The organism is Ruegeria sp. HKCCA5929 (genome assembly GCF_013034525.1).
Classification (GTDB): domain Bacteria; phylum Pseudomonadota; class Alphaproteobacteria; order Rhodobacterales; family Rhodobacteraceae; genus Ruegeria.
Genome location: NZ_WQGE01000002.1, coordinates 270,630 through 289,935, shown reverse-complemented (window position 1 = coordinate 289,935; position 19,306 = coordinate 270,630). Strand labels below are relative to the sequence as shown.

19 protein-coding genes are annotated in these 19,306 nt (G+C 58.6%); 8 read left to right on the top strand and 11 right to left on the bottom strand.

Features of this window, described 5'->3' with window-relative positions:
* Window position 1: 1 nt before the first annotated feature.
* The 6 genes from GOV90_RS06170 to phnN are packed head-to-tail and all read left to right on the top strand — an operon-like array spanning window position 2 to window position 4,561.
* Complete coding sequence (locus GOV90_RS06170; protein WP_171094438.1) at window positions 2-1,093, top strand: carbon-phosphorus lyase complex subunit PhnI; 1,092 nt, start codon at window positions 2-4, stop codon at window positions 1,091-1,093.
* The gene (locus tag GOV90_RS06165) at window positions 1,090-1,686 is read left to right on the top strand and encodes an HAD family phosphatase (protein ID WP_171094436.1); all 597 of its coding nucleotides are present in this window, start codon (window positions 1,090-1,092) and stop codon (window positions 1,684-1,686) included. Before GOV90_RS06170 ends, GOV90_RS06165 begins: the two co-directional genes overlap by 4 nt.
* Window positions 1,683-2,543, top strand: a complete 861-nt coding sequence (locus GOV90_RS06160) for an alpha-D-ribose 1-methylphosphonate 5-phosphate C-P-lyase PhnJ (protein WP_171094435.1) — start codon at window positions 1,683-1,685, stop codon at window positions 2,541-2,543. The genes GOV90_RS06165 and GOV90_RS06160 overlap by 4 nt, the downstream gene beginning before the upstream one ends.
* Window positions 2,540-3,310 carry a phosphonate C-P lyase system protein PhnK gene (gene phnK, locus GOV90_RS06155; RefSeq protein ID WP_171094433.1) on the top strand — a complete coding sequence of 257 codons (771 nt, stop codon included), beginning with the start codon at window positions 2,540-2,542 and terminating at the stop codon, window positions 3,308-3,310. Before GOV90_RS06160 ends, phnK begins: the two co-directional genes overlap by 4 nt.
* A 22-nt stretch (window positions 3,311-3,332) precedes the next feature.
* On the top strand, window positions 3,333-4,016 hold the full coding sequence (phnL, locus tag GOV90_RS06150) for a phosphonate C-P lyase system protein PhnL (protein ID WP_171094431.1): 684 nt from the start codon (window positions 3,333-3,335) through the stop codon (window positions 4,014-4,016).
* Window positions 4,013-4,561 carry a phosphonate metabolism protein/1,5-bisphosphokinase (PRPP-forming) PhnN gene (gene phnN, locus GOV90_RS06145; protein WP_171094429.1) on the top strand — a complete coding sequence of 183 codons (549 nt, stop codon included), beginning with the start codon at window positions 4,013-4,015 and terminating at the stop codon, window positions 4,559-4,561. The genes phnL and phnN overlap by 4 nt, the downstream gene beginning before the upstream one ends.
* Here phnN and GOV90_RS06140 read toward each other — a convergent pair.
* A complete protein-coding gene (locus GOV90_RS06140; protein WP_171172828.1) occupies window positions 4,543-5,226 on the bottom strand; it encodes a DUF1045 domain-containing protein in 684 nt (227 codons plus the stop codon). The two genes, phnN and GOV90_RS06140, sit on opposite strands and share 19 nt — an antisense overlap.
* Before the next feature lie 52 nt (window positions 5,227-5,278).
* On the opposite strand from GOV90_RS06140, the gene GOV90_RS06135 reads away from it, so the two are divergent.
* Window positions 5,279-6,421, top strand: coding sequence for an alpha-D-ribose 1-methylphosphonate 5-triphosphate diphosphatase (locus GOV90_RS06135; RefSeq protein WP_171094493.1), 1,143 nt, complete (start codon window positions 5,279-5,281; stop codon window positions 6,419-6,421).
* Here GOV90_RS06135 and GOV90_RS06130 read toward each other — a convergent pair whose 3' ends face one another.
* The 7 genes from GOV90_RS06130 to GOV90_RS06100 are packed head-to-tail and all read right to left on the bottom strand — an operon-like array spanning window position 6,422 to window position 12,915.
* Window positions 6,422-6,898: a class I SAM-dependent methyltransferase gene (locus tag GOV90_RS06130; RefSeq protein ID WP_171094425.1), complete on the bottom strand. Its 477-nt coding sequence runs from the start codon at window positions 6,896-6,898 to the stop codon at window positions 6,422-6,424.
* 10 nt (window positions 6,899-6,908) lie between these two features.
* Window positions 6,909-7,664, bottom strand: coding sequence for a polysaccharide deacetylase family protein (locus tag GOV90_RS06125; protein WP_171094423.1), 756 nt, complete (start codon window positions 7,662-7,664; stop codon window positions 6,909-6,911).
* On the bottom strand, window positions 7,661-8,803 hold the full coding sequence (locus GOV90_RS06120; protein WP_171094422.1) for a glycosyltransferase family protein: 1,143 nt from the start codon (window positions 8,801-8,803) through the stop codon (window positions 7,661-7,663). Before GOV90_RS06120 ends, GOV90_RS06125 begins: the two co-directional genes overlap by 4 nt.
* Window positions 8,800-9,384 carry a histidine phosphatase family protein gene (locus GOV90_RS06115; protein WP_171094420.1) on the bottom strand — a complete coding sequence of 195 codons (585 nt, stop codon included), beginning with the start codon at window positions 9,382-9,384 and terminating at the stop codon, window positions 8,800-8,802. Before GOV90_RS06115 ends, GOV90_RS06120 begins: the two co-directional genes overlap by 4 nt.
* Window positions 9,381-10,457 (bottom strand): glycosyltransferase family 4 protein, encoded by a 1,077-nt coding sequence (locus GOV90_RS06110; protein ID WP_171094418.1) that lies wholly within the window; start codon window positions 10,455-10,457, stop codon window positions 9,381-9,383. The genes GOV90_RS06115 and GOV90_RS06110 overlap by 4 nt, the downstream gene beginning before the upstream one ends.
* A complete protein-coding gene (locus GOV90_RS06105; RefSeq protein ID WP_171094415.1) occupies window positions 10,457-11,704 on the bottom strand; it encodes a glycosyltransferase family 4 protein in 1,248 nt (415 codons plus the stop codon). The genes GOV90_RS06110 and GOV90_RS06105 overlap by 1 nt, the downstream gene beginning before the upstream one ends.
* Entirely contained in the window at window positions 11,701-12,915 is a 1,215-nt protein-coding gene (locus tag GOV90_RS06100) for a glycosyltransferase family protein (protein ID WP_171094413.1), read from the bottom strand. Before GOV90_RS06100 ends, GOV90_RS06105 begins: the two co-directional genes overlap by 4 nt.
* A gap of 391 nt (window positions 12,916-13,306) precedes the next feature.
* Here GOV90_RS06100 and GOV90_RS06095 point away from each other — a divergent pair, with 391 nt between their 5' ends.
* A complete protein-coding gene (locus GOV90_RS06095; RefSeq protein ID WP_171094410.1) occupies window positions 13,307-15,688 on the top strand; it encodes a mechanosensitive ion channel family protein in 2,382 nt (793 codons plus the stop codon).
* An 84-nt stretch (window positions 15,689-15,772) separates the two neighbouring features.
* Here GOV90_RS06095 and GOV90_RS06090 read toward each other — a convergent pair whose 3' ends face one another.
* Genes GOV90_RS06090 through GOV90_RS06080 form a run of 3 tightly spaced genes read right to left on the bottom strand, consistent with a single transcriptional unit; the run spans window position 15,773 to window position 19,301 of the window.
* Window positions 15,773-17,125, bottom strand: coding sequence for a CoA transferase (locus GOV90_RS06090; protein WP_171094408.1), 1,353 nt, complete (start codon window positions 17,123-17,125; stop codon window positions 15,773-15,775).
* On the bottom strand, window positions 17,122-18,276 hold the full coding sequence (locus tag GOV90_RS06085) for an ABC transporter permease (RefSeq protein ID WP_171094406.1): 1,155 nt from the start codon (window positions 18,274-18,276) through the stop codon (window positions 17,122-17,124). The genes GOV90_RS06090 and GOV90_RS06085 overlap by 4 nt, the downstream gene beginning before the upstream one ends.
* Window positions 18,273-19,301, bottom strand: a complete 1,029-nt coding sequence (locus GOV90_RS06080) for an ABC transporter permease (protein WP_171094404.1) — start codon at window positions 19,299-19,301, stop codon at window positions 18,273-18,275. The genes GOV90_RS06085 and GOV90_RS06080 overlap by 4 nt, the downstream gene beginning before the upstream one ends.
* Window positions 19,302-19,306: the final 5 nt, after the last annotated feature.

Sequence of the window (19,306 nt, the reverse complement as noted above, 5' to 3'; positions counted from 1 at the left end):
GATGTACGTAGCTGTCAAAGGGGGCGAAAAAGCCATCGAGAACGCCCATACGTGGCTTGCCGAAGAACGCCGGGGCGCAACGGATGTGGCAGAGCTGAGCCTTGCACAGATCCGCGAACAACTGAGCCTTGCCGTGAACCGGGTCATGGCTGAAGGGTCGTTGTTCGACCCCGACCTTGCTGCACTGGCGATCAAACAGGCGCGTGGTGATCTGATCGAAGCGATCTTTCTGGTCCGTGCTTACCGTACGACTCTGCTGCGCTTTGGCTATTCCAACCCGGTCGAGACCTCTCAGATGGCGTGTGACCGCCGAATCTCGGCCACGTTCAAGGATGCGCCCGGCGGACAGGTTCTGGGGCCGACTTTCGACTACACCCACCGTTTGCTGGACTTCAAACTGGCTGCTGATGGTGAAGCCCCTAAGGCACCCGAAGGCGCGGCACGTCAGGAGCCCACGCCGCACATCACCGAATTCCTGAAGGGAGAGGACATCATTCAGGATGAACCTGCCAGCGATGACACCCCGGAGGACCTGACCCGCGAGCCGATGGAGTTTCCGTCAAACCGACCGCTGCGCTTGCAATCACTGACCCGTGGGGACGAGGGCTTTGTACTGGGCATGGCCTATTCCACCCAGCGCGGCTACGCCCGCAACCATGCGTTTGTCGGAGAGCTTCGGATCGGCAAGGTCGCTGTGGAAATGGAGATCCCTGAGCTGGGGTTTGCCATTGATATTGGTGAAGTCGAGCTGACTGAATGTGAGACGGTCAACCAGTTCACGGGCTCCAAGACAGAACCACCACAATTCACACGTGGCTATGGTCTGGTCTTTGGTCAGTCCGAACGAAAATCCATCGCGATGGCTCTGGTCGACCGAGCGCTGCGTTGGGAAGAACTGGGCGAAGACAATCTGGGTGCGCCCGCGCAGGACGAAGAATTTGTTCTGAGCCACGCGGATAACATTCAGGCCACAGGTTTCCTCGAACATATCAAACTGCCGCATTACGTCGACTTCCAGTCTGAGCTGGAGCTGGTCCGCAAACTGCGTCGCGAGGCTGAAGAACGCATTATGCCAAAGGAGGCCGCAGAATGAAGGCCGTCGTTTTTGACATCGGAAATGTGCTGATCCGATGGGATCCGCATCTGGCATGGTTGCACGAGATGGGCAGCCGCGAAGCCGTGGCCGAGTTCCTGACCCGCATCGATTTTCAGGATCGCAATCTGAGGGCGGATGGCGGCGAGAACTTCGCCGATCTGGCGTCAGAACTGGATGACGCCGAAGACCGGCAACGTCTGAGCGTGTATGTTGAGCGTTATGCGATGACCGTTCCGCAAAAGATCGAAGGAACCTGGCAACTGCTCTATCGATTGAAAGAGCAAGGCACGCAGGTTCACGCAATTACAAATTGGTCGGCGGAAACATGGCCGGTTGGTGTTGGCGCGCATCCCGAGTTGGGCGACGTCTTCGATGTGACCATCGTGTCCGGTCAGGAAAAGCTGTTGAAACCGCAGCCTGAGATTTTTCATCGCTTGTGTGAGCGGGCCGGGCTTGCGCCTGAAAACTGCATATTCATCGACGACGGGCGGCACAACGTCGACGGCGCGCGCGCCGTTGGCATGGATGGCATCCAATTTACGACGCCTCAAGCGCTGGAAGGCGCGTTGATTGAAAGAGGTCTCCTATGAGCGAGTACAACTTCGCCTACCTGGACGAACAAACCAAGCGGATGATCCGCCGGGCGATCCTGAAAGGTCTGGCTGTGCCTGGGTATCAGGTGCCCTTTGCCAGCCGGGAGATGCCCATGCCCTATGGCTGGGGGACGGGTGGCGTTCAGGTCTCGGCGGCGACACTGACGCCCGAGGATACGTTCAAGGTGATCGACCAAGGCGCAGACGACACCACCAACGCAGTGTCGATCCGCAAGTTCTTTGAGAACACCGCCGGAGTTGCCACCACGGAGCAGACGGAAAAAGCCACTGTCATCCAGACTCGCCACCGCATCCCCGAGGCGAAGCTGAGCGAAGACCAGATCATCGTCTATCAGGTGCCGATCCCGGAACCTCTGCGCTTTTTGGAGCCGCGCGAGACCGAGACGCGCAAAATGCACAGCCTTGAAGAATACGGGCTAATGCATGTGAAACTGTACGAGGACATCAGTCAGCACGGGGCGATCTCAACCGCTTATGCCTATCCGGTCAAAGTATCCGGCCGGTATGTGATGGACCCGTCTCCGATCCCGAAATTCGACAACCCAAAGCTTGAGATGGACGCGATCCAGCTTTTTGGTGCAGGGCGAGAACAGCGTATCTATGCAGTGCCCCCGCACACCAAGGTCGTGAGCCTCGATTTCGAGGATTATCCGTTTGAGGCTACCAAAGCCAACCATCCCTGCGATCTGTGTGGGGCCGAGGACAGCTATCTGGACGAGGTTATCATGGATGACGCAGGCAACCGAATGTTTGTCTGCTCGGACACCGATTATTGCCGGTCGCGCCGCGAAACAGGCCACGCGGGCCGACTGGCTGAGGAGGACGCGGCATGACCCCCCTGTTGCAAGTTAAGGACATCGAAAAGCGCTATGGCGCGCGGATTGGATGCACGGATGTGAACTTCGATCTCTACCCCGGAGAAGTGATGGGGATCGTCGGTGAAAGTGGTTCAGGTAAGTCGACCTTGCTGAATTGTCTGGCCGGGCACCTGGAACCGGACGCCGGGCAAGTGATCTTTGATACCCGAGTGGATGGACCGGTAGACACAGTCACCATGTCCGAGCCGGAACGTCGAATGCTCGGCCGCACTGACTGGGCCTTTGTGCATCAGCACGCACGCGACGGGCTGCGGATGTCTGTCAGCGCGGGCGGCAATATTGGTGAGCGGCTGATGGTCGTTGGCGACCGGCACTATGGCGACATTCGGGACAAGGCTATCGACTGGCTGGGCCGGGTCGAGATTGAAGCAGCCCGTGTGGATGATCGCCCCAGCGCGTTTTCTGGCGGGATGCAGCAGCGTCTGCAAATCGCGCGCAATCTGGTGACGGGCCCTCGGCTGGTGTTCATGGACGAACCGACCGGTGGTCTGGACGTATCCGTGCAGGCGCGCTTGCTGGATTTGCTGCGCGGACTTGTGCGTGAAATGGGGCTGAGCGCCATCATCGTGACGCATGATCTGGCCGTGGTGCGCTTGCTGGCGGATCGGCTGATGGTGATGAAAAGCGGTCATGTGGTCGAAACTGGGCTGACCGATCAGGTGCTGGACGACCCGCAGCATGCCTACACGCAGTTGCTTGTGTCCAGCGTATTGCAGGTTTGAGTATTTGGGAAAAGATGAAGCGATGATTGAACTGATCGATGTGAGCAAGAGCTTCACCCTTCATAATCAAGGCAGCGCCGTGATCCCGGTTATGGAAGGCGCGTCGTTGAAAGTAGTGCCGGGGGAATGTGTCGCCCTGACGGGGGCGTCCGGTGCAGGTAAGTCCACACTCATGCGGGTGATCTATGGCAACTATCTGGCCGCTACTGGTCAGGTGCTGGTTGGTGGGCTGGACGTCGCGAAAGCCGAGCCGCGCCAGATCCTGTCGTTGCGTCGCGATACTATGGGTTATGTCAGCCAGTTCCTGCGGGTTGTGCCTCGGGTGCCGACGCTGGAGGTTGTGGCAGAGCCGCTGCTGGCCGTAGGCACGGACAAACAAGTTGCGCTGGATAAGGCAGCTGGGTTGCTGAAACGGCTGAATATTCCCGAGCGTTTGTGGACCCTGAGTCCAACGACATTCTCTGGCGGAGAGCAGCAGCGGGTGAACATTGCGCGTGGCTTTGCGCATGAGTATCCGGCGATGTTACTGGATGAGCCGACGGCGAGCCTGGATGCGCAGAACCGGGAAACCGTTTTGTCTCTGATTGAAGAGGCAAAGCAACGTGGTGCGGCGATTGTTGGGATTTTCCACGATCTTGAAGCCCGCGAGCGAGTCTGTGATCGTGAAGTCAATGTCTCGGACTTTACACCGGGGCTGGCTGCATGACGCTTGCCCCGGTCATAGCCGTTGTCGGACCTTCGGGGGTCGGCAAAGACAGCGTCATGGGGGCGTTGGTGGCCCATGCGCCCGGTATCCAGCGCTTGCGCCGAGTGATTACCCGTCCCGAAGGGGAAGAGGGTGAGGATTTCGACCGGGTTTCCGTCGCGACGTTTCAACAGATGGAGCAGGCCGGGGCTTTTGCGCTGAGCTGGCCTGCACATGGGTTGTTTTACGGTGTGCCGAACAAGATCACACAGCAGCGGCAGACAGCTGACGCTGTTCTGGTCAACCTGTCTCGTGCCGTGTTGGTGCAGGCGCAGGAGGTGTTTGGGGACCTGATTGTGATCTCGCTGACGGCCGAGGCAGATGTTCTGGCGCAGCGCTTGTCCGCAAGGGGGCGGGAAAGCGCGACGGAACAGGCGCGGCGGTTGGGTCGTGCCAGAGCACCTTTGCCGGACGGGTTGAACCGGGTTATCGAAGTCGACAACTCCGGCGCGCTGGAAGACACCGTCGCCGAGATCCTTGCGCGACTTCAACCGGAAAGCGCGTAGCGATGGATCAGGTGAAACCGACCATCCTCAGCCTCGCCCATCAGCGCCAGATCGGTGATCTGGAAGGGCTGCGGCAGCAACGGGGCCAGATGGGCTTGCAGCGCCTCTTGGGTGGCCCGAAGGGTCGGTTTGTCCAGCTTGCCGCTGAGCGTGATGTGAAAGCGAAAACCGTCCAGCACATAAGGATAACCCCATTGAACCAGATTGGCCTCCTGTTCCGGTGTCAGGCCAGCGGCGCGGCGGCGGGTCAGTTCAGCCTCGGTTGCGGCTTCGCGAAAATTGTCCAACTGCTCAACACAAGCGGCGGCCAGGGTGTTCAACGCTTGCGTCTCACCCATGGGGCGCAGGGCCAGAAAGCGGCCAAGCCGCGCGATCTCGAGGCCATCCAGCGTGACAGGAGGTTGGTTGGAGGCGAACGAACCGCAAGCTGCGTGCAAGGCGTCGAAGGTCTGGACTTCGCGCAGTCGGAAGGGGGGTTTCATCGTCGCGTGCAACCCGTATTTACGTGGCACTTCCGTGACTGCGGCAACGTCGATGTCTCCGACTACCGGATGCGCGACCAAAGATCCGGTTTCCATGTCCCAACCCAGCCAGCTGGTTGCAAATTTCGTCCACTCCGCCTTAGCGGGTGGCGCAAAATAGATCGCGTATCGCGTGAATGTCACATTGGCCTCCTATTGCGTGGCCTTCCACTACCTCAAACTGCGTGAAGTTCAGATGACAGAAGACTTGATCCTTGCCAATGCCACGCTTGTGTTGCCGAATGAAACCGTAACCGGCAGCGTCCGGATTGTGGGCGAGACCATCGCCGAGATTGATACCGGAAACGCGGTTCCGTCTGGTGCAATCGATTGCGAAGGCGATTATGTCAGCCCTGGTCTGGTTGAATTGCACACAGATAACCTGGAGCGTCACATTCAACCCAGGCCACGGGTGGATTGGCCTCATGCCGCTGCGATTCTTGCACATGACGCGGAATTGGCCAGCACCGGGATCACGACCGTGTTTGATGCCATGCGGGTCGGATCGATCCCGTCAGGAGCAGCGCGTTATGGAAAATACGCGCGTGGCCTATCGCAGGAATTGTGGGATCTGCGCGAACAGGATGCGTTGAAGATCAGCCATTTCCTGCATTTGCGGGCCGAGGTGTGTTCCGAGACCTTGGTCGAAGAGCTGGATGAGTTCGGGCCAGAGGATCGGGTTGGTCTTGTGTCCATCATGGATCACACACCCGGACAGCGGCAGTTCCGCGACATGACCAAACTTGAGGCATATATGAAGGGCAAACATGCGATGGACAATGATACGTTCCTGCAGCATGTGGCCCAGCTAAAGGGTCTTCGCGACCGTAATGGCGATGTGCATGAGCTTGAGACCGTTAAAGCCGCGCGCCGCTTTGGGGCGGTTCTGGCGAGCCATGACGATACGACGGAAGATCAGGTGACAATCTCGGCACGTCACGGTATCCGACTGGCTGAGTTTCCGACCACAGTCGAGGCAGCGCGTGCCTGTCACGATCACGATATCAAGGTCATGATGGGGGCACCCAACATCATTCGCGGTGGCTCGCATTCGGGCAACGTCGCGGCGCGCGATTTGGCCGAACTTGGGCATCTGGACATCATGTCATCGGATTATGTGCCTTCGGCCCTGTTGTTGTCGGCGGCCATGCTGGGCGAGATGTGGGATGATATAGCGCGCGGTATGAAAACGGTCACTCTGGCCCCTGCGCTGGCCGCGGGACTGGAAGATCGGGGGGAGTTGCGCGCCGGCGCCCGAGCCGATGTCATCCGTTTCCGGATGCGGGCCGGGGTTCCTGCGCTCAATTCGGTCTGGGCGCGTGGTCGGCGTGTCGCCTGATCAGGCGGTGTAAAACAGGTATCGGTCCGGGGCAATCGTCTCGGGCCCTTTGATCTGGTTAAAGCCGACAAGGGGCTGACCCGAGATCAGCAAACCGCCGGGCTGCATGACCTGCGCGATCAATGGGCTGAGCCGCGCGGCTTCAGCCACATCTTCCTGTTTGATCCCGCGACCAAAATCGTAATGAGCCAACGCGATCTTATGCCCGTCTGCCGCCAGTTTCTTCAGCATCGGTTCGGCCTCGCCTTGCAGGAAATCTTCGGCTGGAGGGGTGCTGTCCGGGTGGCATTGTAAAACCCGGTCCATCACCCAGATTCGGCGTTCCGGTAGGATTTCGCGCAGGTGATCATAGGTCCGGCCATTGCCCAGACCCATGTCCAGCACATCGCCTGGCTGGCCGCTGATGCGCTGGGCGGCCCAGTTCAACCCGTCGCGTTGAGCCGTCAGTCGGCGCAGCATAGAATCCAGTCGGCTCATGGTGGTGTCCTTATTTGTTCTTAGGCGCGACCCAGATCGTGGCCGGGCCGTTCAACAATTTGCGCAGCAGGGCCTCGGTAAAGGTCCAAATGTCCTGATCATGGACCAGATGATGGGTCAATATGCCAAATGGTTCAGCGTTGTCTGCGCGTCCTTCGCGCCGGTCGCGCAACAGATCAACTGTCCGCGCGATCAGGATATCGGGGTTGATCAGGCCGCGTGTGCCGCGCCAGTCAATCGGGTCAAGATGGGTGTTGATTTGTTCCAGCCCCGGTGCGGCAAAAGGTGTTTGGCGCGGCGTCGCAGTGGACAGGACACGAAAGCCCAGGCGGGGAAGTTGCGCGACCATCTCGGGCGCGATGCGGTTCCACGGGGGAACAAACATGGGTCGCACGTTACCACCGAACATCGCATCAAGACGGGCCATCCCTGCCTTTGCATCATCAACCATCTGGTCCAGCGGTCGATTGAGACGGAACTCGGCCTTCTTCTCTCCCGCAGGCGCGTGGTTTTTGTGCGCCCAGCCATGCACCACAGGGATCAAAGAGGGTCGATCCGCGACATACTCGGCCAACGCCGGGGTCGCGTCGTGGGGGATGACAGCCAGATGAACAGGCAGGCCCAATTCCGCAGACAGATCAGCCAATTGATCCAACGGTGGCGTCGGAGCGACGGCGTCATCGTCACGCCACCAGAGCGGAAATGATAAACCCGACGCACGCCAGTGATCCAGCTCGGTGTCCAAAGGATGCCAGTCGGGGGTCATGCACGCTGCTCCAGCAGGCGTTTGGAGATGCGTACGCTTTGGGCGGCGCCGTCAAATCCGAAATCCTGCTTTGCGCGAGGACCATCATCAACAACCCGTTTCACAGCTTCGGCTAGGGCGGTTCCGTTAAGGGCCTGACTTTCCAGAACTTCGATTGCGGACAGCCCGGACAAGCTCTGCCCGCGCAGACCTTGCTCAACCTCTTTGCCATCATCGAATGGGACAAAAACCGCAGGTGTGCCGCTTTGCAGAATATCCATGGCGGTGTTGTAGCCGCACATGCTGACCGACGCTGCCGCAAGCGGCAACATCTGGCGAAAATCCGGGCGCACTTGTTCAAGAACGACCGAGGTTCCTTTGGCCTGTTCCGACAGTTCGGCAATCCGCGCCTTTGCATCCGTACCGCCCACCAACAGACGCCAGCGCCTGTTGGGCATCTGGCGGGCGGCCTCGATGGCCGCACGAAAGATCGGTTGCCCAACAGAGCCGCCGCCGGCGCTGACCAGAATTTCACCTTCACCCACCAAATCCGGGTGAGGTTGGGGCAATTCAGGCGCAACAAACCCGGTATAGTGCAACCGGCCCGACAGTTGATCTGACATGGGCCAACTGACCGACAGAGGCGTCACGCTTTCGGTCGAGTGGACCAGTACGCCGTCATAGTACCGGGTCACAATATCGTCCGCGCGCTCTGCTTTGGCGGGTTTCGAGGGCGGGGCCAGAATGTCCCGGATCGACGACAGAACAACCGGACGTACCGGCAGCTCTGTTGCCGTTTTCAACGCTGCGTCGAACTCGGCGGTCAGCGTTCGGCGGCCAAAGGGATAAAGCTCGGTGATCAGCACATGTGGCTGGAACGTCTTTACGGCCTGAACCAGAGCCGTCACACGCGCCTCATGATAGGCGGCGTCAGCCTCTCCACCGGTTTCAGTCAGCAAGCGGGTGAAATTGGTGCCGTCCGACCTTAAAGGAGGCAGGCCAAACAACGTCATTCCACTGCTGTCCAACTGAGGTGCAGGCATTCCACCCGTCACAACCATGACCTCGTGCCCGTCATCTCGAAACGCGCGCCCAAGGGTCAAAGCGCGGCTGAGATGACCTGTTCCCAACAGGTGTGTGACGATGAGCATCACCTTCATGGCAAGGTCTCTCGTTTTGGCAAGCGTATGGGATCGGGGTCAGCGGTCATGGTGTTCATATCGACGATATACAGCCGATTGCGTTTTATCTTGAAGGGGGCAGGGCCAGCAAAATTCCAACCCCAGGCTTGGGCCAGAATGACCCGCATGATGCCGATATGGCAGACAGCGACCGCATCGTTTTGCAGCGCGGACAGCCAAGGACGCAGCCTGTCACGAACATCTGCCGGACTTTCGCCATTTGGCGCTCGGAAATCCCAACCCCAATCTTCGATATGCTTGTAACCGCTTGTTGTGTCCGCGATCAGATCAACGCCGCGTTGACCTTCCCAATCGCCCCAGTTCATCTCGGTCAGCGCGTCTGACTTCTGCGGACTGCGACCCGAGACGATTTGGGCCGTCTCATAGGCGCGTTGCAGCGGGCTGGACCAGATTTCTGCCTGTGCCCATTCGTGTGGCAGGCAGTAGCCTGACAGCTCTGAGCGCGCGTCATCGTCCAGGGGAATGTCGCTGCGGCCCTGTATCTGACCGGCGCGGTTCCAGTGTGTATGCCCGTGGCGAAGCAGCGCAAGCTTGGTCATGGCAAATCCCTCAGTAACGGGCGGAGAGTTGCCCAAAGCCGGGCAGTCGCTTGTGGCACAAGATGACGGTCAGCCACATACTCGCGAGCAGCCGCACCAAGGGTGCGACGCAGCGATGCGTCCGCCAGCAGGGTTTGTAGGCGGTCTGCAAAGCCTTGCGCCCCGGCGTCGATCGAAGGGTAAATTGCGGGGGCCAGCACATCCCGCACGCCCGGTCGATCTTGTGCAAGCACCGGTACGCCCGCAGCCTGTGCCTCGAGGTAGATCATACCATAGGCTTCGTTCACACCGGGCCAAACCAGCAGAGAGGCGTGTTCATAGGCCGCTTGCAGCGCATCGCGGTCGAGTTGACCCAGAAAGCTGACCTTTTCTCCAAAGGTCTCCATCAAAGCCTCGACTTCTGATCGAGCGGGTCCATCGCCAGCGATGTTCAGATGCCACTCACCTGCCAGATGCGAAAGCGCTTCGGCCAGGATCTGGTAAGAGGCCAGCTTGTCCCCGTGGCGCATCATGCCAACGGTTAGCATGGGGCCTTCTCCACTGGTTGCGGGGGGCAGCTCGGACTGCAGCAAAAAAGGCGGCAATTCGATCAAAACCTGATCGCCAAAGCGGTCCCGTTCCAATGTGATCAGGTCGTTGGCGGTGTGGTAAAAGATGACATCGGCGGCATCGCAGGCTTGGTGTGCATCGGCTGCAAAATCGGCCCAAGGACCGGTCAACCGACTGGATGCGCGAGTGCTTTCCAACTGAACATAAGGAATGCCGCGCGCCTTGCAGACTTGTGGCCCCAACAAATCGGGGGCTTTGTAGTAGTTGTGATATGTCGCCCACACAGCCGTGTCCGAAGGCAGGTCGGAAATTAACCTCTGTGCTTCTTCTTCTGCCGCGCCGCGCAGGGTGCGTTGCAGGTCGGGATCGCCGCTCTTGTCATAGATTCTGAGGTCCGACACCAGATCAACCCTGTCGCCTTCAGCGGCCAGCGCCTTGATCAGGTTCCGCGCCATTTCGCGGTCGCCCGAGGGGGTCGGGCTGTCGGGGGATTTCATTGGTGCATAAAATGCGACCCGCGCCATCATGCGTCTTCCAGGCACATGGCGTTCAGACGTTTGGAGAGTTGGGCGATCCCTGGGTCCATCCGAAACTCGGCGATCAGCCGATCATAGGCGGCGCGCGCCATCTGAGACGCCTGTTGCGGATCCTTGGCCAATGCTTCGATGGCTGCTGCCAACGCGGCCGGATCGTCCTCGGACAAGATGCCATGTGTCCCGGTTTCGATGAACTCCGGGATTGCAGACACCGGGGTCGACAGGATGGGCAACAGCTGAGAGGCAGCCTCCATCAACACATTCGGCAGCCCGTCGCGGTCGCCATCTGCCGCAATACGGCTGGGCAAAACAAAGAGATCGGCCTTTCGCATCGCATCGATCACCTCGGGTTGATCGCAGGCACCTCTCCACGTGATGCGATCCTCAATGCCAGCTGCGTTCGCCTTTGCCCGCAACGTATCGCCTAAAGCGCCGCCGCCAATATGGGTCCAATGCCAGTCCAGATTATCGGGCAACAAGGCAAAAGCCGCGATCAGCCGGTCGAATCCCTTTTTCTCAACCAAGCGCCCAACCGAGATCATATGAAATGGGCTTTCAACTGAGCGCAAAATTCGGGTCGGCGGGTTCGGAAACCGCGACAAGTCGAGCCCGTGATAGATCAGGTCCATGCGATTGGGATCATCCGCTAGGCCCCGCAAATGCTCAGCCCCAATGGCTGTGCAAGTGGCACCGAACGTGGCGCCATGTGTTGCGGCCTGCAGCTTTTCACGCTTTTCCCATTCGGGCGACGTCCAGATGTCCTTGGCGTGGGCCGAAAAGCTCCATGGCAAGCCGCGCATGATGGCCGCATAGCGGGCAACAGACGACGGTGTGTGCATGAAATGGGCGTAAAGCCCCAGAACTTCGGGGGGTAGTTCTGCAGCCAGAACACAAGCTTGGCCAAAGCGCCGAATGCGATTTGGTGTTGGATCGCGACGCAAGTCCTGCCGCCAGATCCGGTAAGCCTCGGCATAGCCGGGCAGGGTTTGCGCAATCGCACGCGCGGCCCAGACTCGCTGCGGCTCCTGATACAGGTATTCGGGCAAATAATGCACCTGCCCGGTGAAACGGTCGTGCAAGGGATGGCGCTTGGTGTCGGTCGGGTGACGCAGCGACCAGATGTCGAACCGATGGCCCGCGTCCTGCAAGGCGACAAGCTCCTGCGCAATAAACGTTTCAGACAGTCGCGGCCAGCCTTTGACCACAACCGCCAGCGTAGGTGTTTCTGAGGTCATCCGGTGGCTCGTTCCTGTTCCCAGGTCAGCAGGTCGTCGATGCGGTCGGTGACGTAGTCCAGCCCGTCGAGCAAACCGGTCTGGATGGCCTGCGATGGCAGGGTTTGATTGGGCAGGTTACGGATCGCTGCGATCATCGCCTCGGGGGTCAGGCCGTCACGGTGTTCATCCAGCATTTTGACCAAGCCCAGCTCTTCCGCGCGTGAGGCGCGAATCCACTGTTCCAGCCGGGGCGTGGTGCGCGGAACGATGACGGCGCGCTTGTCGAAGGACAGAACCTCGCAAAAAGTGTTGTAACCGCCCATGCACACAACGCCCTCGGCCCCCGCAAACAGCGTTTCGATCTGAGATTCAAAACCAACTGCCGTCACGCGCCCGTTCAAGGCGGCAACACGCGTTTCGAATTCCTCGCGCAGTTCGCCCGACAGGAAGGGGCCATAGACCAGCATTGCACGTGGAGACAGGTCTGGGTCTTTCTCATAAGCAGAAAGAACCAGGTTCACCATCGCTTTGCCATCTCCGCCCCCGCCAGGGGTGATCAGGATATAGGGCTGCTCAGGCGGCTCACCCACCGGGCCAAGATCCCGCCGCAGATAACCTGTCCAATGAATGCGGGATTGCGCGGCTGGGCTCAGCGGCAAGCCTTGAGTTGGGTCATAGATCGACTTCAAGCCATAGACCCAGATTTCGTGATAAAACCGCTCGGTCGCCTCAACAGCTTCTTTGCGTGCCCATTCGGCGGCCAGAACTTCGGGTTCATCCAGAACATCCCGTAACCCCAGCACCAGTTTTGTGCCACAGTTCCGCTCCAGATAATTCAGCGTTGGCAGCAGTTCACCGCGAAACCCGGTTGGTTCTTTGTCGACGATCAGTACGTCGGGGTCGAATTGCTGAACGGCCGTCTGGATCAGGCCCGAGCGAAGCTCGGTCACTTCATCGATGCCCATTCCGATCGTACGTGCCGCGTAAGAGCCATCGGCGCGCTTGGTCACACCGGGCAATCTCACGTGATCGACGCGGCGGGGAAAGGTAAACCTTCCTGCCACCGGAGAACCGGTCAGGATAAGCGCAGACGCGCTGGGGTCGGCCTGCGTGATTGCAGCGGCCAAAGCCCGCGACCGGCGTAAGTGGCCAAGGCCAAACGTGTCGTGGCTGTAAAACAGGATACGCGGCGCGCGGTCCGGTTTTGAGGTGGTGGTGCCAAGGCTCATAGAGTTGCCCGTCTTCTTGATCTCGATGCGAAATCCGCGCGTTCGCAAGCGTTATCGTATATTTTTTTGTCGTGCTTGCCAAAGGCGGAAATGCGCCCCTGCAAATGTTCCAAGCATTGCGATTTGGCAACAGCATATTGACGAGTTAGCGACATATCGCACCAAAGCTTGGATAGGATTGCAAAAGCATCAAAGAAATCGCTGACATAAGGGCGCCCGCAACCTGTGATAAGTCATATTCAATTTTTGCCAGATTGAAAATAGCTGCAACACGCCTGTGCGCCAATACCACGCCTCTACACGATATTGAGACAGAGACGTGCGAGTGTTTGAACTGCCTTCAACGCTTGTTTAATCTGACCTGCATCGGAAAAACTGGATGCAAGACCCTATGAAACATACCTTTCTGGCCGCAATAGTCCTGGCTTTGTGGGCTTTCGTTCTGGCTTTTCCGGTCAGTGTTTCGGCGCAGACATCGTTGATTCCCGGTTACGGTTCGGGATCGAGCAGCACATCCGATACGGTGCCCGAAAACGATCTTGCCGCCGCGATCCGCGCTGCCAGCGAAGCCGGTGCAAGTGTGATTGTCATAGACAGCGCCGGTCAGGTCGTGACAACGGCGGGCGGAGCAGAGGCAGGCTCAGCCGAAGGCGGCGGTGGGGCAAACAACCCCATGAGCGACGGATCGCAGCTGATGAAGGCGCAGGAGCGGTTCTCGAAATTCCGCGATTCGATGCAATCGAGGCTCGAGGCGCTGCCCTATTCAGTGTTCGAAGTGCAGTATATTCTACGTCAGACCAGCCCTGACGGGCGCATCCAGACTTATGTTGAGGTCTTGGGCTGGAACGTCCTGTTCTTGCTGTTGGGGCGTTGGCTGTCGATCGAGATTTACGGCAAACGCTTTGCTCGGCGCTGGGTTGTGGCCCGGGTCAAAGACGACCCTGTTGGATACCGCGAAAAGATGCCTTTCCTTGTCTTCCGCTTTGTGATGGGGATTGGAGGCACGATCTTTGCCATGCTGATGGCGCTGATTGTTGGATACCTGTTCTTCGGCGAGGCCGAGGACATCTCGATCCAGTTTACAGTCACGGCTATTTTCACGGCGTTCTTCCTCGCGCGTACTGTATCCGATCTGTGGCGGATGGTTCTGTCGCCCTATCTGAGCCAATACAGACTGCCACCTTTCTCGGACAAAAACGCCCGCAGGCTTTACATCTGGGCATCGGCCTTAGCAACCTATGACATCTCGGTTGTATTGTTTGCGACCTGGGTCGCGGATTTTGGCCTGAACTACAACGTTTATGCCATGGTTTATGGTGGGCTGACGATGATTGGCGCGTTGGGCAACGTTCTGATGATCCTGTTCAACGCACGGGCCATCTCGAACGCGATCCGCGGCGGACGGGCTGGGGATCAGGTATCCTGGTTGTTGCGGGTTGTGTCCTATGGTTGGGCGCCGGTCCTCATCGTCTACGTCGTGTTTAGCTGGTTCCGTTTGGCCGTTGATCTGGCGCTGGAGAATCCAACGCCAATTCCCCTGATTGCCAGCAGCTATCTGATCTTCATGTCCGTCGTCATCGCCTATGGGGCGATGAACTATCTGCTGGAACGGTATTTCGACCGGTCCCGTATGATTGACGAAATCAACGAAGAAGCGGCGGCAGAGGATGACGAGATCGCCCCGGCGGAAACGCCCGAGGCCGAGCAGCGCCAGCAATATCTCCTGACCTACGAAGATCTGGCGCGCCGCGTGGCCGGCATTCTGGCCTTTGTGATCGGGGCTTATGCGCTTGTCGTCATCTGGTACCCGGATGCGGACTGGAGCCAGGATTTGCCGGTCGAGCGCGCGCTGGATGTGATGGTCATCATCTTCATCGGCTACATCCTGTTTCACTTCTTCCGCATCTGGATCGACAGTAAAATCGCGGAAGAGGTCGATGACGGGAGTGAAGCCGAACTGGGTGATGAAGGTGGTGAGGGCGGACAAAGTCGTCTGGCAACGTTGCTGCCCCTATTCCGAGGCGCGATTCTGGCCGTTGTTGTCGTAACGATTGTGCTGATTGCTCTGATGGAGCTGGGCATCAATGTCAGCCCACTGTTTGCCGGCGCCGGTGTGGTGGGTCTGGCCGTTGGCTTTGGCTCGCAGACATTGGTGCGTGATATCTTTTCCGGTGCGTTCTTCCTGCTGGATGATGCGTTCCGCAAAGGCGAATATATCGACATCGGCGATGTCAAAGGCACGGTCGAGAAGATCTCGGTCCGGTCCATGCAACTGCGGCACCATCTGGGTGCGCTGAACACTATCCCCTTTGGTGAGATCAAGGTGCTGACGAACTATTCGCGCGATTGGGTCATCATGAAACTGCCCTTGCGCGTCACCTATGACACGGATGTCGAGAAGGTGCGCAAGCTGATCAAGAAACTGGGTCAGCAACTGCTGAGCGATCCTGTGATCGGAGATAACTTTATCCAACCGCTGAAATCGCAGGGTGTGATTGAGATGCAGGATTCTGCTATGATTATCCGGGTCAAGTTCATGACCAAACCGGGCGATCAGTGGTTGGTGCGTAAAAAGGTCTACCAGGACATTCGTGAATTGTTTGCTCGTGAGGGAATCAAATTTGCACACCGTGAAGTCACTGTGAGATTGGCGGACGGCAAAGAAGCCGAGGACCTGACGCCTAAGCAGCGAGAGGCCGTGACTGGAGCAGTACAGACTGCAATCGACGAGGATTATCTGGACGACATCGGGCCGGGTGGCGACGACCGCTAGGGACTCTCCCGCCGCTTCGGAATGCGTCTATGGCTAGACGCGACACAAAGCGTGGGCCGCGCGTTCCGCGCGACGGTTGGGTGCCTAGGCGGTAAAGGGCCAAACAGGCTTGGATGTGCCCAGTTTTGATGCTGGCAGATCCCAACGCATAGATGCCCCACCGACTTGGAGCGCTGGTTTGAGCCGCTGGCCGGGCCCCCAGCCGGAGGGTTCGGGGTCTGTATTGTAGTCTGCGGTTGTTGGGCTGATGGGTGCAGCTTCGGCATCGTCCTTGCCGAGCACGGCCAAAAGCTCGGCAGTGCGTGCAAGGGACAGGTGGGCGTGCATGATCGAATTACCTGCGGCGGCCTCTGACAGGGCGGACAGAACAGCGGCTGCCATCAAATACCCTGTCGCGTGATCCAAAGCCTGAACCGGCAAGGGGGTTGGTTTGTCCGCCTGCGCCCAGCCCATGCCGGTATGGGCAATGCCCGCGCTCATCTGCACAAGGCTGTCAAAGCCGCGTCGGGAGGACCATGGTCCCTGCCAGCCATATGCGTCCAGAGTGACCTCGATCCGGTTCGGAGCCAATTCGTCGCGTTTGGCGCGCGTCAGACCCAAAGCCTCCAATGCGCCCGGTCGATACCCGTGCACAAATACGTCCGCCTGAGACAGCAATTCTTGCAGCCGTTTCAACCCATCGTCTGATTTGAGGTCCAGATAAGCGCAGTGTTTCCCGAGCGAGATGTCTGGGATCACACCCGGTTCATCCCAATCCGGAGGATCGATGCGCAGAACCTCGGCGCCGAAACCGGCCAGAGTTCGGGTCGAGACCGGACCGGCCAGAACACGTGTCAGGTCAAGCACGCGTAGTCCCGACAGGGGCCGCTCGGCCGTTGCCTGCGGCCTGTCGCGTAGTTTGACATAGCGCGGCCCTTGCCAGCCAATCAGTGGATCACGTGACACGGCGCGGCCTTGCGGATGTTCCAGCCACTCGGTTCGACTGCGCATGGCAGCGGCAACGCCACCTTCTGCCACCACTGCGGTTTCGAGATCCGCTATGGACCATGACTTAACGGCAGTTGCGACGGCCGCGCGATCAGGCGGAGTACCAAGAACCTTCAGCGCAGCCGCCCGATGGCGAGGTAAGTTGGTGTGTAACCTGATCCATCCGTCCGAGGCTTTGTAATCGCCCGCGACCGCATCCCACAGGCTTGGCATTTCCCAACCGTCTGGTTTGAAAGAATAGCCGAACCAAAGGGATGCCAGCCGGTGATCGACTTTGATTTCAGGCGTAGCAGACGACAGGTTGAGCGCTTGCATCAACCGGGCCATTTCGTGACCAACCGCCGCAAAGCTGGCTGTCGCCATCTCAGATACCGCGAAAGCACTTGGCAGCGCACCGTCACCCGTTCTGCGATAGCTGTCTGCAGCAGGAAGGTTGGCGAGAAGGCTCATTGCTGATAGGGGTCCAGACTGTCGCGCAGCCCGTCACCGAGGAAGTTGAAAGCCAGCACGACCACGATGATCGGCAGCATCGGGATGGCCGTCCACGGGTAAATCTCGATCGAGGCGAGGTTCTGTGCATCATTTAGCATGACGCCCCAACTGACGGCAGGCGCTCGCAGGCCCAACCCAAGGAAACTAAGTGCTGTTTCACCCAGGATCATGGCTGGTATCGACAACGTGGCCGATGCGATCAGGTGCGACATGAAGTTTGGCAGCAGGTGCTTGCGGATCACCCGGCCCGAGCTCGCGCCCATCATTTCAGCTGCACGCACATACTCTTCCTCACGCAGTGACAGAAACTTGGCGCGAACAGAACGCGCCAGGCCAGGCCAGTCGAGTATGCCCAGAATGATCGAGATGATGAAGAAGACCGCAACAGGGCTCCAGTTCGATGGTACGGCGGCGGACAGCGCCAGCCACAAAGGCAGTTCCGGTAACGAACGCAGAATTTCGATCACGCGGTTGATCGTCCAGTCGATGCGCCCGCCGAAATAGCCCGCCATCGAGCCGAACAAGATGCCCAGGAAGAACGATACTGAGATACCGATCAAACCCACCGTCAACGAAAGCTGCGCGCCATAGAGGATGCGGCTGAAGATGTCGCGCCCCAGTCGGTCAGACCCCCACAGGAACAGGGTGGCGCCTTCGGGGGCGCAAAACAGATGTGTGTCGGATGGTATGAACCCGGCCAGACGGTATTCTGACGCTTCGCAAAAGAACCTGATGGGGCGTGGGTCGTCTGTGTCGGGCACAAATTTCCACTGGAATGTCTCAAGATCCGCTTCAGCAACGATCGGATACACATGAGGGCCAATAAACTCACCCTCATGGAACCAGTGAACCGATTGGGGCGGGGCATAGAGGTGCTCGCCATTGCGGTCGTTGGGTCCATAGGGTGCGATGAACCCGGCAAACGGTAACATCAGATAGCACAACAGCAGGAAGATGCCTGAGATCAGGCCTAGCTTGTGGGTACGAAACTTGCGCCAGACCAGCACCCAGTTTGGTGCGTCCAGATCGGCGCGTTCGAGCTGCTGAACAGACGCCTGCGGGTCAAAAGGCGCGTCATCGACAAAGCGGTTATCGGGACGTTCGGTCATGCTTCGCGCCCCTCATAACGGATGCGCGGATCGAGCATCACCAGTAGAATGTCCGAGATCATCGTACCGATCAGAGTCAGCAAGGCGACAAACATCAGGATGAAGGCCGACAGGAACTGATCCTGTGTTTTCAGAGCCGTCAGCAGGGTCGGGCCAATGGTTTGCAGGCCCAGAACAACAGAAACCAGAACCGAGCCTGACACCATTGACGGAAGCAGGTTGCCGATATCGGCCACGAAAGGGTTGAACGCCACGCGCAGTGGGTATTTGGTCAGCATCCGCGAAGGGGCCATACCTTTGGCAATCGCAGTTTCGACATAAGGCTTGCCAAGCTCATCCAGCATATTTGCCCGCAGGCGCTGCATCATGGCCGAGGCCCCCGACGTGCCGATCACAAAGGTTGGCACGATCAAGTGAATGAGGATGGATTTCAGCTTGTCCCAACTCATCGGCTCGCCTTCGAACTTGGGATCCATAAGGCCACCGATGGGCAGGTTGAAATACTGGTGTCCGTAGTAGAACAAGATCAGAGCCAGAAGGAAGTTCGGTGTGGCCAGGCCCAAATATCCGACAAAGGCCGAGGTATAGTCGATCCACGTCCGCGACCGTGCAGCCGCTATAACGCCCAACGGAAGCGCAACTGCATAGACGAACAGAATTGCGGCCAGATTGACGACGACTGTCAGCCAAAGCGTATCGCCAACAATTTCTGAAACAGGTCGGTCAAATTCAAATGACCAGCCATAGTTCCCTTGAATCAATCCAGAAAAGCCGTGCGGTCCGGGCCAGAACCCCATCCAGATCAGGTATTGCTCCCAGATGGGACGATCCAGAGCGTATTCCGTGCGAAGAAACTCGGCTTTGGCGACACCGGCAGATTGGCCCGAGGCCTGAAGCTCGGCAATCTGGTTGCTCAGGTAGTCACCGGGCGGCAGGTTGATGATTGTGAAAATCAGAACAGAGACCACCAACAGCGTCAGCAGCATCGTGAAGAATCGATACACCGCATAGCGCAGCATGACCATTTTGC

What these genes read in the sequence shown, in the direction of transcription:
- GOV90_RS06170 (WP_171094438.1), top strand. Translation starts at nt 2, where the DNA reads ATGTACGTAGCTGTCAAAGGGGGCGAAAAAGCCATCGAGAACGCCCAT.
- GOV90_RS06165 (WP_171094436.1), top strand. Translation starts at nt 1,090, where the DNA reads ATGAAGGCCGTCGTTTTTGACATCGGAAATGTGCTGATCCGATGGGAT.
- GOV90_RS06160 (WP_171094435.1), top strand. Translation starts at nt 1,683, where the DNA reads ATGAGCGAGTACAACTTCGCCTACCTGGACGAACAAACCAAGCGGATG.
- phnK (WP_171094433.1), top strand. Translation starts at nt 2,540, where the DNA reads ATGACCCCCCTGTTGCAAGTTAAGGACATCGAAAAGCGCTATGGCGCG.
- phnL (WP_171094431.1), top strand. Translation starts at nt 3,333, where the DNA reads ATGATTGAACTGATCGATGTGAGCAAGAGCTTCACCCTTCATAATCAA.
- phnN (WP_171094429.1), top strand. Translation starts at nt 4,013, where the DNA reads ATGACGCTTGCCCCGGTCATAGCCGTTGTCGGACCTTCGGGGGTCGGC.
- GOV90_RS06135 (WP_171094493.1), top strand. Translation starts at nt 5,279, where the DNA reads ATGACAGAAGACTTGATCCTTGCCAATGCCACGCTTGTGTTGCCGAAT.
- GOV90_RS06130 (WP_171094425.1), bottom strand. Translation starts at nt 6,898, where the DNA reads ATGAGCCGACTGGATTCTATGCTGCGCCGACTGACGGCTCAACGCGAC.
- GOV90_RS06125 (WP_171094423.1), bottom strand. Translation starts at nt 7,664, where the DNA reads ATGACCCCCGACTGGCATCCTTTGGACACCGAGCTGGATCACTGGCGT.
- GOV90_RS06120 (WP_171094422.1), bottom strand. Translation starts at nt 8,803, where the DNA reads ATGAAGGTGATGCTCATCGTCACACACCTGTTGGGAACAGGTCATCTC.
- GOV90_RS06115 (WP_171094420.1), bottom strand. Translation starts at nt 9,384, where the DNA reads ATGACCAAGCTTGCGCTGCTTCGCCACGGGCATACACACTGGAACCGC.
- GOV90_RS06110 (WP_171094418.1), bottom strand. Translation starts at nt 10,457, where the DNA reads ATGGCGCGGGTCGCATTTTATGCACCAATGAAATCCCCCGACAGCCCG.
- GOV90_RS06105 (WP_171094415.1), bottom strand. Translation starts at nt 11,704, where the DNA reads ATGACCTCAGAAACACCTACGCTGGCGGTTGTGGTCAAAGGCTGGCCG.
- GOV90_RS06100 (WP_171094413.1), bottom strand. Translation starts at nt 12,915, where the DNA reads ATGAGCCTTGGCACCACCACCTCAAAACCGGACCGCGCGCCGCGTATC.
- GOV90_RS06095 (WP_171094410.1), top strand. Translation starts at nt 13,307, where the DNA reads ATGAAACATACCTTTCTGGCCGCAATAGTCCTGGCTTTGTGGGCTTTC.
- GOV90_RS06090 (WP_171094408.1), bottom strand. Translation starts at nt 17,125, where the DNA reads ATGAGCCTTCTCGCCAACCTTCCTGCTGCAGACAGCTATCGCAGAACG.
- GOV90_RS06085 (WP_171094406.1), bottom strand. Translation starts at nt 18,276, where the DNA reads ATGACCGAACGTCCCGATAACCGCTTTGTCGATGACGCGCCTTTTGAC.
- GOV90_RS06080 (WP_171094404.1), bottom strand. Translation starts at nt 19,301, where the DNA reads ATGGTCATGCTGCGCTATGCGGTGTATCGATTCTTCACGATGCTGCTG.